This is a genomic window from Streptomyces viridifaciens, assembly GCF_001888885.2.
GTDB lineage: Bacteria > Actinomycetota > Actinomycetes > Streptomycetales > Streptomycetaceae > Kitasatospora > Kitasatospora aureofaciens.
In genome coordinates this window covers 2,874,145-2,888,135 of the sequence record NZ_CP090841.1, presented here as the reverse complement: position 1 = coordinate 2,888,135, position 13,991 = coordinate 2,874,145, and the positions used below count along the sequence as shown (strand labels likewise).

The 13,991-nt window shown below is 72.6% G+C and carries 10 protein-coding genes and 1 pseudogene; 6 read left to right on the top strand and 5 right to left on the bottom strand.

The genetic code is table 11. The features are described from left to right. The first annotated feature begins 53 nt into the window (after positions 1–53). From BOQ63_RS19855 to BOQ63_RS19835, 5 genes are all read left to right on the top strand, one after another. Positions 54–980, top strand: a complete 927-nt coding sequence (locus BOQ63_RS19855; protein WP_030287367.1) for an ABC transporter permease — start codon at positions 54–56, stop codon at positions 978–980. Between the two features lie 76 nt (positions 981–1,056). Then, positions 1,057–1,971, top strand: coding sequence for an ABC transporter permease (locus tag BOQ63_RS19850; RefSeq protein WP_030287368.1), 915 nt, complete (start codon positions 1,057–1,059; stop codon positions 1,969–1,971). Between the two features lie 16 nt (positions 1,972–1,987). Then, positions 1,988–3,040: an ABC transporter ATP-binding protein gene (locus tag BOQ63_RS19845; RefSeq protein WP_072654713.1), complete on the top strand. Its 1,053-nt coding sequence runs from the start codon at positions 1,988–1,990 to the stop codon at positions 3,038–3,040. Beyond that, positions 3,030–4,133: an ABC transporter ATP-binding protein gene (locus BOQ63_RS19840; RefSeq protein ID WP_223885983.1), complete on the top strand. Its 1,104-nt coding sequence runs from the start codon at positions 3,030–3,032 to the stop codon at positions 4,131–4,133. The genes BOQ63_RS19845 and BOQ63_RS19840 overlap by 11 nt, the downstream gene beginning before the upstream one ends. A gap of 159 nt (positions 4,134–4,292) precedes the next feature. After that, a complete protein-coding gene (locus tag BOQ63_RS19835; protein WP_046385781.1) occupies positions 4,293–5,342 on the top strand; it encodes an ABC transporter ATP-binding protein in 1,050 nt (349 codons plus the stop codon). Positions 5,343–5,661: 319 nt separating this feature from the next. Here BOQ63_RS19835 and BOQ63_RS19830 read toward each other — a convergent pair. From BOQ63_RS19830 to BOQ63_RS19810, 5 genes and pseudogenes are all read right to left on the bottom strand, one after another. Then, positions 5,662–7,080 (bottom strand): annotated as a pseudogene (locus BOQ63_RS19830) (ABC transporter family substrate-binding protein); the annotation flags it as partial. 135 nt (positions 7,081–7,215) lie between these two features. Then, positions 7,216–9,609: a peptidoglycan binding domain-containing protein gene (locus BOQ63_RS19825; RefSeq protein WP_030554370.1), complete on the bottom strand. Its 2,394-nt coding sequence runs from the start codon at positions 9,607–9,609 to the stop codon at positions 7,216–7,218. 239 nt (positions 9,610–9,848) lie between these two features. After that, positions 9,849–10,307, bottom strand: coding sequence for a DUF6113 family protein (locus BOQ63_RS19820; protein WP_223885982.1), 459 nt, complete (start codon positions 10,305–10,307; stop codon positions 9,849–9,851). Further along, positions 10,304–11,215 carry an N-acetyl-1-D-myo-inositol-2-amino-2-deoxy-alpha-D-glucopyranoside deacetylase gene (mshB, locus tag BOQ63_RS19815; RefSeq protein ID WP_030287381.1) on the bottom strand — a complete coding sequence of 304 codons (912 nt, stop codon included), beginning with the start codon at positions 11,213–11,215 and terminating at the stop codon, positions 10,304–10,306. The genes BOQ63_RS19820 and mshB overlap by 4 nt, the downstream gene beginning before the upstream one ends. A gap of 91 nt (positions 11,216–11,306) precedes the next feature. Further along, complete coding sequence (locus tag BOQ63_RS19810) at positions 11,307–11,501, bottom strand: DUF2304 family protein (RefSeq protein ID WP_030287384.1); 195 nt, start codon at positions 11,499–11,501, stop codon at positions 11,307–11,309. A gap of 309 nt (positions 11,502–11,810) precedes the next feature. On the opposite strand from BOQ63_RS19810, the gene BOQ63_RS19805 reads away from it, so the two are divergent. Further along, on the top strand, positions 11,811–13,964 hold the full coding sequence (locus BOQ63_RS19805; RefSeq protein WP_072654709.1) for a S9 family peptidase: 2,154 nt from the start codon (positions 11,811–11,813) through the stop codon (positions 13,962–13,964). The last annotated feature ends 27 nt before the right edge of the window (positions 13,965–13,991 follow it).

Genomic DNA, 13,991 nt, shown 5'->3' with positions numbered 1-13,991 from the left:
CCGGTCCTCTCGGCCGGCCCCCACGGTCGGCCACGCCCTGGAAGGAGGCTCGGATGGGCAGTTACGTGCTGCGGCGGGTGCTGCAGATGATCCCGGTGTTCTTCGGTACCACGCTGTTGATCTTCGTGATGGTCTACACGCTGCCGGGCGACCCGGTGACGGCGCTGTTCGGCGAGAAGGCGGCCGACCCCGCGGTGGTGGCCAGCATCAAGCACAAGTACTTCCTGGACCAGCCGCTCTGGAAGCAGTACCTGCACTACATGGGGAACCTGTTCCAGGGCGACTTCGGCACCAGCTTCACCGGCCGGCCGGTCTCGGACATCATGGCCGGCGCCTTCCCGGTCACCATCCGGCTCGCGCTGCTGGCCTTCGTCTTCGAGATGATCCTCGGCCTCGCCCTCGGCATGCTCTCCGGCCTGCGGCGCGGCAGCGTCCAGGACACCCTGGTGCTGGTGCTGACCCTGATGGTGATCTCGATCCCGGTCTTCGTGCTGGCGTACATCGCGCAGACCGTCTTCGCCACCAATCTCGGCTGGGTCACCCCGACCGTCCAGGACAGCTACGACCTCTCCCAACTCGTGCTGCCCGCCGTCGTGCTGGGATCGCTCTCGCTCGCGTACGTGGCCCGGCTGACCCGTACGTCGATCGGCGAGAACCTGCGGGCCGACTACATGCGCACGGCCGTCGCCAAGGGCCTGCCCCGGCGCACCATCGTCCTGCGGCACCTGCTGCGCAACTCGCTGATCCCGGTCATCACCTTCCTCGGCACCGACCTGGGCGCGCTGATGGGTGGCGCGATCGTCACCGAGGGCATCTTCAACGTTCAGGGCATCGGCAACGTCCTGTACCGGGCGATCAACACCAAGGAAGGGCCCACCGTGGTCGGCATCGTGACCGTCCTGGTGATCATCTACCTGGTCGCCAGCCTGCTCGTCGACCTGCTCTACGCGGTCCTGGACCCGAGGATCCGCTATGCCTGACATCCACGACGAGGACTCGTTCGAACCCCACCCCAAGCCGGGGATCTCGCGGCTCGACTACGCGGGCGAGCAGGGCATGGCGGTCGAGCAGGAGACTCTGGTCGAACCCGACGTCGCGAAGCGGGAGGAGGCCCGCAGCCTCTGGGGCGACGCCTGGCGGGACCTGCGCCGGCGGCCGATCTTCCTGCTCTCGGTCGTGCTGATCCTGCTGCTGGTGGTGATGGCGGTCTTCCCCTGGGCCTTCACCGACGCCAACCCGCGCAAGGCCGACCTGGTTCACGACTACCTCAGGCGGCCGGACTGGACGGACTTCTTCGGCGCGGGCTGGTTCGGCTACGACGCCCAGGGCCGGTCGATCTACGCCCGGGTCGTCTACGGCGCCCGCGCCTCGATCACCGTCGGCATCTTCGTGACCGCCGCGGTCACCGTGCTCGGTGGGCTGACCGGCATGGTCGCCGGGTACTACGGCCGGGCCGTCGACGCGGTGATCTCCCGGGTCGTGGACATCTTCTTCGGCATCCCGCTGCTGCTCGGCGCTCTGGTGCTGCTGAACGCCTTCACCACCCGCACGGTGTGGACCGTGGTGCTGGCGTTGGCCGTCCTCGGCTGGACCCAGATCGCCCGCGTGATGAGGGGTGCGGTGCTCACCGTCAAACAGTCGGACTACGTGGTGGCCGGTCGGGCCCTCGGCGCCGGGACGGGCCGGCTGATGTTCCGGCACATCCTGCCGAACGCGGTCGCCCCGGTGATCGTCGTCGCCACCATCGCCCTCGGCGGCTACATCGCCACGGAGGCGACGCTGAGCTTCCTCGGCATCGGTCTGCAGGACCCGACCATCTCCTGGGGCATCGACATCTCCTCGGCCCAGAAGGTGATCCGGACGGCGCCGTACGTGCTGTTCTTCCCGGCCGCGGCACTCTCCGTCACCGTGCTGGCCTTCATCATGATGGGCGACGCGGTGCGCGACGCCCTCGACCCGAAGCTTCGCTGAGCGAGGGGAGCGCAGTGTGAACACCGCTGTGGACAGGACCGGCCGAGAGGCCGGGACGCCGTACCAGGGGCCGCTGCTCGACGTACGGGACCTGCACGTCGAGTTCGTCACCCGGGACGGCGTCGCCCGGGCCGTCAACGGGGTCAACTACAGCGTCCGGGCGGGCGAGACGCTGGCGGTGCTGGGCGAGTCCGGATCCGGGAAGTCGGTGACCGCGCAGGCGGTCATGGGCATCCTGGACATGCCGCCGGCCCGGATCCCGCGCGGGGAGATCCGCTTCCGCGGCCGGGACATGCTGAAGATGGGCAAGGACGAGCGGCGGAGGATCCGCGGCCGGAAGATCGCGATGATCTTCCAGGACGCGCTGTCCGCCCTCAACCCCGTGCTCAGCGTCGGCTTCCAGCTCGGCGAGATGTTCCGGGCCCACCACGGCGTCTCCCGGGCGGAGGCCAGGACGAAGGCCGTGGAGCTGATGGAGCGGGTGCGCATTCCCGCCGCCAAGCAGCGGGTGAACGACTACCCGCACCAGTTCTCCGGCGGCATGCGCCAGCGCATCATGATCGCCATGGCGCTGGCCCTGGAACCGGACCTGATCATCGCGGACGAGCCCACCACCGCCCTGGACGTGACCGTCCAGGCCCAGGTGATGGACCTGCTGGCGGAGCTCCAGGCCGAGTACAACATGGGCCTGATCCTGATCACCCACGACCTGGGCGTGGTGGCCGACGTGGCCGACAAGATCGCGGTGATGTACGCGGGCCGGATCGTCGAGACCGCGCCGGTGCACGAGCTGTACGCGCGCCCGGCCCACCCGTACACCCGGGGCCTGCTGGACTCCATCCCGCGCCTGGACCAGAAGGGCCAGGAGCTCTACGCGATCAAGGGCCTGCCGCCCAACCTGTTGCGCATCCCGCCGGGCTGCGCCTTCAACCCCCGCTGCCCCCGGGCGCAGGACGTCTGCCGGGCCGAGGTGCCGGAGCTGTTCCCGGTCGCCGAGGACGACGGCACGCCGCTGGAGGGGCGCCGCAGCGCCTGCTTCTTCTGGAAGGAGACCCTCCATGACCGCTGACGGGGCCGGCCCGACGGGCGCGGCGGTGCCTGAGGAGGCCGCCTTCGCCCAGGAGGTGCCGCGCGGCGAGCCGATCCTGGAGGTCCGGGACCTGGTCAAGCACTTCCCGCTGACCCGCGGCGTGCTGTTCAAGAAGCAGGTCGGCGCGGTCAAGGCGGTGGACGGGGTCAGCTTCGACCTGATGCAGGGCGAGACGCTCGGCATCGTCGGCGAGTCCGGCTGCGGGAAGTCCACGCTGGCCAAGGTGCTGATGAACCTGGAGCCGGCCACCGGAGGGTCCGTCCGCTACAAGGGGGAGGAGATCTCCCGGCTGTCCGGGGGCGCGCTCAAGGCCGTCCGGCGCAACATCCAGATGGTGTTCCAGGACCCGTACACCTCGCTGAACCCGCGCATGACGGTCGGCGACATCATCGGGGAGCCCTTCGAGATCCACCCCGAGGTGGCGCCCAGGGGCGACCGCCGCAAGGCCGTCCAGGACCTGCTCGACGTGGTCGGGCTCAACCCGGAGTACATCAACCGGTACCCGCACCAGTTCTCCGGCGGTCAGCGCCAGCGCATCGGCATCGCCCGCGGCCTCGCGCTCAAGCCGGAGATCATCATCTGCGACGAGCCGGTCTCGGCGCTGGACGTGTCGGTGCAGGCGCAGGTGATCAACCTGCTGGAGCAGCTGCAGGGCGAGTTCAACCTGTCGTACATGTTCATCGCCCACGACCTGTCCATCGTCCGGCACATCTCCGACCGGGTGGGGGTGATGTACCTGGGCAAGATGGTCGAGATCGGCTCCGACGAGCAGATCTACGACCACGCGACCCACCCGTACACCCAGGCGCTGCTCTCGGCGGTGCCGGTGCCGGACCCGACGGCGCGCGAGTCGCGGGACCGGATCGTGCTCACCGGGGACGTGCCCTCGCCGGCCAACCCGCCCTCGGGGTGCCGGTTCCGCACCCGGTGCTGGAAGGCGCAGGAGCGGTGCGCGGTGGAGGTGCCGCTGCTGGCCCCGCCGGGCTGGCTGAGCGGGCCGGCGTTCCACGACTCCGCCTGCCACTTCGCGGCCGAGCGCGAGAGCGGGGAGGACGTCGGCAGCCGGCCGTAGCGCCCGGTTCCGCACCCGGGGCGCGCCCTCCCAGTGGGGGGCGCGCCCTTCGCCGTGATGGAACCGAGATCTCCCGTGGCCTCCCCAAGTGCCCGTTGTTCCTTGATAGTTGCACTGCGCCTGTCGTTGCTCGCCGCTGTGCCGAGGAGGGCTGCCCGGATGGACGTGGTGGAGGTGACCGGCGGCGGTCGGGAGAACCTGGTGCCCGGGACCCCGCTGCTCGAGGTCGAGGACCTGCACATCGAGTTCCACACCCAGGACGGGGTCGCCAAGGCCGTCAACGGGGTGAGCTACTCGGTGGCCGCGGGGGAGACGCTGGCGGTGCTGGGCGAGTCCGGATCCGGGAAGTCGGTGACCGCGCAGGCGGTCATGGGCATCCTGGACATGCCGCCCGGGAAGATCACCGCCGGGCGGATCCTGTTCCGGGGCGAGGACATGCTGACCATGAGCCCCAAGCTCCGGCGGACGGTCCGGGGGCGGAGGATCGCGATGATCTTCCAGGACGCGCTGTCCGCCCTCAACCCGGTGCTCAGTGTGGGCTACCAGCTCGGCGAGATGTTCCGGGTGCACCAGGGGTTGTCCCGGGCGGAGGCTCGGGCGAAGGCCGTGGAGCTGATGGAGCGGGTGCGCATCCCGGCGGCCAAGCAGCGCGTCGGCGACTTCCCGCACCAGTTCTCCGGCGGCATGCGCCAGCGCATCATGATCGCCATGGCGCTGGCCCTGGAACCGGACCTGATCATCGCGGACGAGCCCACCACCGCCCTGGACGTGACCGTCCAGGCCCAGGTGATGGACCTGCTGGCGGAGCTGCAGAGCGAGTTCAACATGGGGCTGATCCTGATCACCCACGACCTGGGCGTGGTGGCCGACGTCGCGGACAAGATCGCGGTGATGTACGCGGGTCGGATCGTCGAGACCGCGCCGGTGCACGAGCTGTACGCGCGGCCCGCGCACCCGTACACCCGAGGCCTGCTGGACTCCATCCCGCGGCTGGACCAGAAGGGCCAGGACCTGCACGCCATCAAGGGCCTGCCGCCCAACCTGCTGAGCATCCCGCAGGGCTGCGCCTTCAACCCCCGCTGCGACCGGGTGCGGGACGTCTGCCTGACCGAACTCCCGCCGCTGGTGCCGGTGGCGGACGAGGAGGGCGCCGAGCTGCCGGGCCGGCGCAGCGCCTGCCACTACTGGCGGGAGACCCTGCACGGCTGAGGCCTGGGCCGGGCGCCTACTTGGTGAAGCCGACGTTCTCCCAGACGATGTCGGACAGGCCCTGGGCGCCGATGTTGGCGAGGTCGGCGCGGGCGCCGTACAGCTGGGGGCGCTGGTAGAGCGGCAGCACGCCGGCCACCTTCCAGAGCTCGCCGTCGGCCTGGTTGATCGCCTCGGAGGCGGTGCCGGCGTCGGTCGCGGAGCCCGCCCGGTCGAGTGCGGCGTCCACCGCCGGGCTGCCTGCGCCGGCCCGGTTGGTGGCGCTGTTCTGGGTGTACGAGGCGCGGCTGCCGCTGGCCGGGAACGGGGTGCCGAGCAGGGCGTAGACGGCGATGTCGAAGTCGTTGTGGTTGACGTACTTGTCGAAGAACTCGTTGGGGGCGGCGGTCACCGGGGTGACCTTGATGCCGACATCCTTGAGCATCTTGGAGACGGACGCCGTCTCGCCCTGGGCCACGGCGACCCCGGCCGGGACGACCATCCGCAGGTTCAGCTCGTGGCCGTCCTTCTTCCGCACGTCGCCGTCGAGCTTCCAGCCGGCCGAGTCCAGCTTGCGGGCCGCCTCGGCCGGGTCGAAGCGGGACAGGCCGAGGGAGTTGTCGCGGTAGCCGTTCTGGTTGGCGACCAGCAGGTGGTTGTTGAGCGGGACGGCGGGCCAGTCCAGTCCGTTGAGGTCGGCGCGGATCAGGGTGTCCCGGTCGATCGCCTGGAACACGGCCTGGCGTACGGTCGCGTCGTTGAGCAGCGGGCTGCGGGCGTTCAGGGTGAGCTGGCGGAAGTCGGGCCCGCCGGCCCGGCGGACGGCCGCGCCCTTGGTGTTCTTGATGACCTGGTAGCCGGCCAGGTCCGGGCCGTTGTTGAAGAGGTCGATCTGGCCCTTGGCGAAGGCGGTGCCCATCGCGTCGGGCAGCATGGCGTGGAAGACGACCCGGTCCAGCATCGGCTTGTCGCCCCACCAGGTCGGGTCGGCGACCAGGGTGACGGTCTGCGCGGCCGGGTCCAGCCGCTCGACCTTGAACGGGCCGGCGGTGAGCGGGATCGCGTCCAGGTAGGCCGTGTTGAACAGGTCCGGCGTGGAGACCTTGCTCGCGGGCAGCAGCGGGGCGTTGGCCGCGCCGTTGAACATCGACTGCCACTCGGAGAACGGCCGGTCGAAGGTCATCACGGCCTGGAAGTCGTCCTTGCCCCGTTCGACCGAGGTGACCAGCTCGAAACCGGAGGTGCTGGAGGGCCGGTAGGCCGGGTCCTTGCCGTTCATGGCACGCCAGTTGGCCTCGATGTCGCGCCAGGTGATCGGGGTGCCGTCGGACCAGTGGGCCTTCGGGTTGAGCGTCCAGGTGACCACCTGGTGGCCGTCCCTGACCTCGGCGTGGGCCTCCTGGAGGTAGGCCGGGTTGGCGGTCTGGGTGCCGGCCGCGTCCGAGCGGAAGAAGGTCGGCAGCAGCGGCTTGCTGACCGCGACGGTCGAGGACTCGGTGCCGTCGGTGTGGATCGGCGACCACTGGTGGGAGAACTGGGCGATCGCCAGGTTCAGGGTGCCGCCCTGGCGCAGCTGTCCGCGGTCGTGGGCGTTGATGTCGACCGAGGTGAGCTTGGGCACCCCGGCGGCGGCGCTCGGCAGCGCGTCCGGGGCGGCGCCGTCCTGCCCGGAGGAGCAGGAGCAGAGCGCGAGGGAGAGCGTCAGGACGGTGAGACCGGCGAGCAGCGCCGTCCGGTGGTGCTGGAGGCGGCGGCCCATCGGCGTGGCTCCCGGGGTGACTGTGGCGGATGGTGTGGCGTCACATCTTGCTGACCGGGAGGTGGAGTTGTCGAGGGGGCGGGACCGCCGCATCCGTTCGGTGCGGGGCCCGCCCCCTCGTTCGTGCCCGGTTCGTCAGGCCACGGTGAACTTGTAGGTGCGTTCCTTGTCGCCGGTCTTGTCGAACAGCGAGCTGACGGCGTCCGCGACGTCCTGCGGGGCGATCGCCGCGGTCTGGCCGTTCTTCTTGACCTTCACCTTGTCGAACAGGCCGTTCAGCTGGGAGCTCAGCACGTCGAGGTCCCACTTGGGCGCGATCTTGCCGGAGGTGTCCGGGGCCAGTGTGAGCGCCTTGGCGGCGGTCTTCGGGCCGAAGTCCCAGGACTTGGTGCCGGCCACGATGTGGATCTTCCCGCTGGTCACCTGCTTGCCGAGGCTGTCCGCGGCGGCCTGCAGGGCCTGGGTGGAGACCTTGGGCTGGGCGGCCGTGACGGCGAGCGCGATCGGCTGGTCGGGCTTGCCCGCGGCGCGGTCGCGGTAGGCCTGCTCGACCACGTCCATGGCGGCGTTGGAGTCCACCGCCTGCCCGGCCCTGCCGGGGACGACGACCGGGTCGCCGTTGTCGGCGAACTTGACGTAGCCCTCCTGGAGGCCCTGGCCCGAGCCGGCCGCCAGCGAGTCCAGTGCGGCCTTGAGCTTGGCGCGGTCGACCCGGACCTCCGGGGCGACGGCCTTGGTGCCGCCCTGGATCGACTTGATCACGTCGACCGGGTTGTAGTCGTGCGCGGCGAGGCCGTCCACGGTGGCCGTGGTGTCGAAGGTCAGCCCGGCGACCGTCGGATCGAGGTCGACCGTCTGGTCGCCGATCTTCAGCTTCAGCGGCTGCTGCCCGGCCTTGCCGACCGACGCGTCCAGCGCGTGGATCGCCTGGTCGCGGCTGTTGCCGCCGATGTCCGTGCCGAGCACCACGGTGCCCTTGGGGACGTCGGACTGGTTGAGCATCAGGCCGGTGCCGTACGCGGCGGCGCCGAGGAACAGCACGCCGCCGAAGGCGTAGACGCCGAGCTTGACGAGCTTCTTCGCACCGCCGCGCTTGGCCTTGGCCTTGGCGGGGGCGGCGGACTCGGTCTTGGCCTTCGCGGGGGCCTGGCCGGCCGCGGGCACGGGCCCGGGGCCGGAACCGGGGGCAGCGCCGGGGACGGACTGGGCGGCGGGGCCGCCCGGGGCGCCGGGGCCCGGGGCGGGCAGCGGGGTGACCTCGGTGGCCTCGGGGTCGCGGCCGGCCTGCCGGGGTCCGCCGGCGGCGCCCCGGGGGGCGGTCGGCTGCGGGGCGGGCTGGGGCGCGCCCGGGAAGAGCCCGCCGGGGCCCGCTGGGGTGGCGTAGGGGTCCTGGCCGGGGGCGGCCGGGCGCTGGGTGGCGAACGGGTCGGCACCGGTCGGGGCCGAGGCGAACAGGCCCGGCTGCGGACGGTCGTCGGCGCCGCGCGGGGCGCCGTTCCGGGGTGCGCCGGGTATGGCGGCCGGCGGGGTGTTCTCGCGGATCGGCGCGAAGCCGTCCACCGAGGTGTCCTCCGGGCTCGACCCGGCCTGCGGGTCGGCCTGCGGCAGTCCGCCCTGCTGCGGGCCGTTCGGGCGGGCGCTCTTCGCCCGGGGTGCGCCCTGCTGCGGCGCCTGCCGCTGCGGGCGGTTGCCGCGCGGGCCGCGGCCACCGGTGTCGGGGCCGGTCGAGGCGAAGGGGTCGGCAACCGGCGCGAAGGGGTCGGCAACCGGTGCGAACGGGGCGGCGGCCTCGTACACCCCGGGTTCCTCGCCCGCGGGCCCGGCGCCGTACGGCGAAGCGGGGGAGGGTGCGGCGCCCGGCTTGGGCGCCTTGCCCTGGGCGGGCACCGGACGGCCGTTGGGGCGGGGCGCGTCGGTGGCCGGGGTCGGGCGGGTGCCGTTCGGGGCGCCCTGCGGACGGGCCTCGGCGGCGCCGGGCACGGCCGGGGCCTCCGGCGCGCTCGGTGCGCCGGACGCCACCGTGGCCGGGGCGGGCTCGGCGGCGGGGGCCTTCTTCTGCCGCGGCCGGAACCAGGCGCCGGTGGACTCGGACTCCGAGGTGGCCGGCGGGATCGGCGGGATCTGCCACTCCGGCGGCAGGTTCGGCGGGGTGGCGGAGCGGCCGCCCTCCATCACGCCGAGGACGGGCGAGGCGGGCGCGGAGCGGTGCCGGGGGCCGCCCGGTTCGCCGGGGGGTGCCTGCTCGGCCGGTCCTTCGTCGCCCTTGGCAGTCTCGTTCTTGACGGTGCTGCGGACGACGACCGGCGGGATCGGGCGCGAGCCGGGGATGTTGATCCGGACCCGGGTGGTCAGGGTGGTCTCGGTCCTGGGACCGTCGTCCTCGCCGCCCGACCCGGCGTCGGTGCCGGCCGCGGCCCGGTCGCCGCCGGGGAGGCCCGGGGTGCCGTAGGGCGGCGTGCCCGACGGGTAGGCGTCCGGACCCGTGCGCCGGGGCGTCGGGTTGGCGTTGTCAGATTCGCGGCTGCTCAATGCTGCTCTGCTCCGGGTTCGCGGGCGGGCCGTGCGGCGCGACCGCGGTTCGTGGTCGCCGGGCCTGGGGCAAACGGCGGTCGGGTACGACGTACTGCGGGACCACCATACTGGGAAGAACTGAGCGGTGAACGGCTTCGGACAGATCCTGATACGTCCGGTTCCTCCGGTATGAGAGTACGGCGGAGTGGTCCTGACTGCGCGTTGTGCGCGCTACCGTACGCGGCTGCCCACCGGGGTCAGCGAGGGGGGTTGGGCACTCCGGGGAACCAGCTGCTCCGGGTGGGCAGGGTGGCGCAGATCACGCCCAGGATCGAGCCGACGAACAGCCAGGCCAGCGAGGTGGCGTTGGACCACAGCACGTTGTCGCCCTCCGGCCGGGGCACCATCAGCAGCACCATCGCGAGGAACCAGCCGGCGGCCGGCGCCGCGGCGCCCAGCCGGGTGCCGGTGACCCGCAGGCCCGCGTAGAAGGTCGCGGCGGTGGCGGCGAGCGCCAGCAGAACTCCCACGGGCGGCCACAGGGCCTGCACAAAGGATCCGCAGGCGGACACCACGACGCCCAGCAGGAAGAACAGGACATACGCCGCGATCCGGGCGAGGCGCGGGGGTTGGGGCTCGGCCAGCCGCTGGTCACGGGTGCCGAAGGCGGTCACCGCGATCGAACGGCGCTTCGGCTTGGCGGCGGACGCGGTCATCGGGTGTTCCCCTCGCTGGGAGTCGGGGCGGTGGTGTCGAGGCCCGCGAACAGGTCGCGTTCGGGCCGCCCAGGCCCGGCCTGGCCGTGCACCAGCTGGTAGTACTCGGTGGCGAACAGCGGCTGGCCGAGGTGGTTGGAGAGCGCGAACGAGGAGCCGTTCACGGTGATCTGGGTGGCGTGCGCGGCCATCGCGGCGGCCTTGCGCCCGGCGTGCGCCGTGCCGTCCAGCACGGTGGTGACCACCTCGTCGGCCACCACCCCCGGCACGTCGGCGGGTTGGGCGGTGCCCGGGAAGGCCGCCTCGGCGGCGGTCGCGGCGAGCCCGGCGTCGAGCACCGAGCGGGGCATCCGGTTCCAGTACACCTTGGCGATCCGCCAGGGCGCGCCCAGCTCCGGGCGGTGCGCCGGGTCGGCGGCCAGCTCGTACGCGCGCATCGCGACCCGGTGCGCCTGGATGTGGTCGGGGTGCCCGTAGCCGCCGTTCTCGTCGTACGTGACCAGCACCTGCGGCCGCACCTCGCGGACCACCGCGACCAGGTGGTCCGCCGCCTCGTCCACGTCGGCCTGCCAGAAGCAGCCGGGGGCGTCGTTGTCGGGCACGCCCATCATCCCGGAGTCGCGGTAGCGCCCCGGGCCGCCGAGGAAGCGGAAGTCGGTGACGCCGAGGGCGCGCATCGCCTCGGTCAGCTCGCCGATCCGGTGCGCGCCGAGGGTGTCGTCCCGATCGGCCGTCAGGTGGGCCAGCTCCGGCTGGATCACCTCGCCGCCCTCGCCGAGGGTGCAGGTCACCAGCGTCACCCGGGCGCCCTCGGCGGCGTACCGCGCCATGGTGGCGCCGTTGCCGATCGACTCGTCGTCGGGGTGGGCGTGCACCAGGAGGAGGCGGCGGCCGGTAGTCGCGGTCATGGGAGGAAGCCTAGGGCCTGCCGCGGAACTCGCCTCGTCCGCCCGCAGGCGGGAGTCCGGCGGTAGACCCTCGTCCACGCTCGCGGGGGGTTCAGAGCTTCAGACCGTTGATCATCCCGGCGAGGTTGCTGGTGACCTGGGTGATCGACGGGGCGATCGAGCTGGAGGCCAGGTAGAAGCCCAGCAGCGCGCAGACGATGGCGTGCGAGAGCTTGAGGCCGGCGCGGCGGACCATCACCACCACGATGACGAGCATCAGCACGGCTGCGGAGACGTTCATGGCCATGTCGGCGCATACCCCTTCTCGGGCGCCGCCCCTGGGGTGGGCGGCGGTGGGAGCGTACGGGAACCGGGGTCGGGTGACCGGGGCCCGGGACGGGGCCGACGATCACTCGCGCGACCAGTCATACCCGATGGGTAAGGGGAGCATTACATTCAGTGAGTCCACGCGTGCCGGGCACTCGGCCGTCCGAGGGGTGCACGGGCCGGTCGGAGGCGGTTTGGGGCCCTTTGGGGTGTACCTGGAGACGATGCTCCGAACGAGTGATCGTCAGTCACCCGGCAGTCGGAGTCAGCCGTCGTAGGGTCTGGTGCCATGACCTCCCACACCCCTGCGGACACCTTCCCCCGGCAGTACGCGCGGACCCTGCGCTACACGGTCGGCGCCCCCCGCTCCTTCTCCGTCGCACCGGACGGCTCGCGGGTCGTCTTCCTCCGCTCGCGCTCCGGCAGCGACCGGGCCAACCTGCTCTGGACCCTCGACACCGCCACCGGCGAGGAGCGGATCGCCGCCGACCCGGCCGTCCTGCTCGGCGGCGGCGAGGAGGACCTCTCCCCGGCCGAGAGGGCCCGCCGCGAGCGCAGCCGGGAGGGCTCGGCCGGCGTCGTCGGCTACGCCCTGGACGCGGAGGGCCGGCAGGCGGCCTTCGCGCTGTCCGGCCGGCTGTTCACCGCCGATCTGCTCACCGGCGACGCCCGCGAACTGCCCGCCCAGGGCCCGCTGCTGGACCCGCGGATCTCCCCGGACGGCGCCCACGTCGCCTACGCCAACACGGCCGGCGAGCTGCGGCTGACCCGTACCGACGGCACCGGCGACCGGACGCTCGCCGAGCCGGAGGGCCCCAACGTCACCTGGGGGCAGGCCGAGTTCATCGCCCAGGAGGAGATCGACCGCGACCGCGGCTTCTGGTGGTCCCCGGACGGCGAGCGGCTGCTGGTCGAGCGCGCCGACGACAGCCCCGTGCGCCGCTGGTGGATCGCCGACCCGGCCAACCCGGACCGTGAGCCCGCCGAGGTCGCCTACCCGGCCGCCGGTACCCCCAACGCCGAGGTCGGCCTCTGGCTGATCGACCTGCAGGGCGGGCGCACCGAGGTGTCCTGGGACCACGAGGCCTTCCCGTACCTGGCCCGGGTGCACTGGTCCAAGGGCGGTGTGCCGCTGCTGCTGGTCCAGTCCCGCGACCAGCGCGCCCAGCGGGTGCTCGGCCTGGACGTGGCCACCGGCGGCACCGAGGTGCTGCTCGAGGAGCGCGACGAGGCCTGGCTGGAGGCCTTCCCGGGCGTACCGGCCTGGACCCCGGACGGCAAGCTGGTGCGGATCTCCGACGAGGGAGGGGTGCGGGCACTGGTGGTCGGCGACCAGGCCGTCACCGGGGCCGACCTGCACCTCCGCTCGGTCGTCGCGGTCACCGAGCGGGAGGTGTTCTTCAGCGCCTCCGGCGGCGCCGGGGAGACCGACCCCGAGCCCGGCTGGATCGCCGTCGGCCGGATCAGCCACGACGGCAAGCAGCTGTCCTGGGAGTCCGCCAACGGCCGCCCGTTCACCTCCGTCACCAGCGCGGTGCACGCGGGCGGCATCACCGTCCGGGCCACCGCCGAGCCCGACCTGCCCGGCACCCTGGTGCAGGTCGCCCGTGACCTGCCGGAGGGCGTGGTGGTCGACGACGTCGCCACCGTCGCCTCGTACGCCGAGACCCCGGTCATCACCGCCCGCCCGGTGTTCCGCTTCGCCGGCGAGCGCCGCATCCCCTCCGCCGTCTTCCTGCCCACCGGCTACGACCGCGAGCGCGACGGCCTGCTGCCCGTCCTGATGGACCCGTACGGCGGCCCGCACGGCCAGCGCGTCGTCCAGGCGCACAACCCGCACCTCAACTCGCAGTGGTTCGCCGACCAGGGCTTCGCGGTGGTCGTCGCCGACGGGCGCGGCACCCCCGGGCGCGGGCCGGCCTGGGAGAAGTCCATCGCCTTCGACTTCGCCGGGGCCACCCTGGACGACCAGGTGGAGGCGCTGCGGGCGCTCGCCGAGGAGTTCCCGCTGGACCTCGGCCGGGTAGCCATCCGCGGCTGGTCGTACGGCGGCTACCTCTCGGCCCTCGCCGTGCTGCGCCGCCCCGACGTGTTCCACGCGGCGGTGGCCGGAGCGCCGGTGGCCGAGTGGGCGCTGTACGACACCCACTACACCGAGCGCTACCTGGGCCACCCGGCCGAGCGGCCCGAGGTGTACGAGGCCAACTCGCTGACCGGCTACGCGGCCGGGCTGGAGCGCCCGCTGATGATCATCCACGGCCTCGCGGACGACAACGTGGTGGCCGCCCACACCCTGCGGCTGTCCTCGGCCCTGCTGGCCGCCGGGCGCCCGCACACCGTGCTGCCGCTGTCCGGTGTCACCCACATGACCCCGCAGGAGGAGGTCGCGGAGAACCTGCTGCTGCTCCAGGTCGACTTCGTCAAGCGCTCGCTGGGGCTGTAAGGGCCCCCGACCGGCGCGAACGGCGGC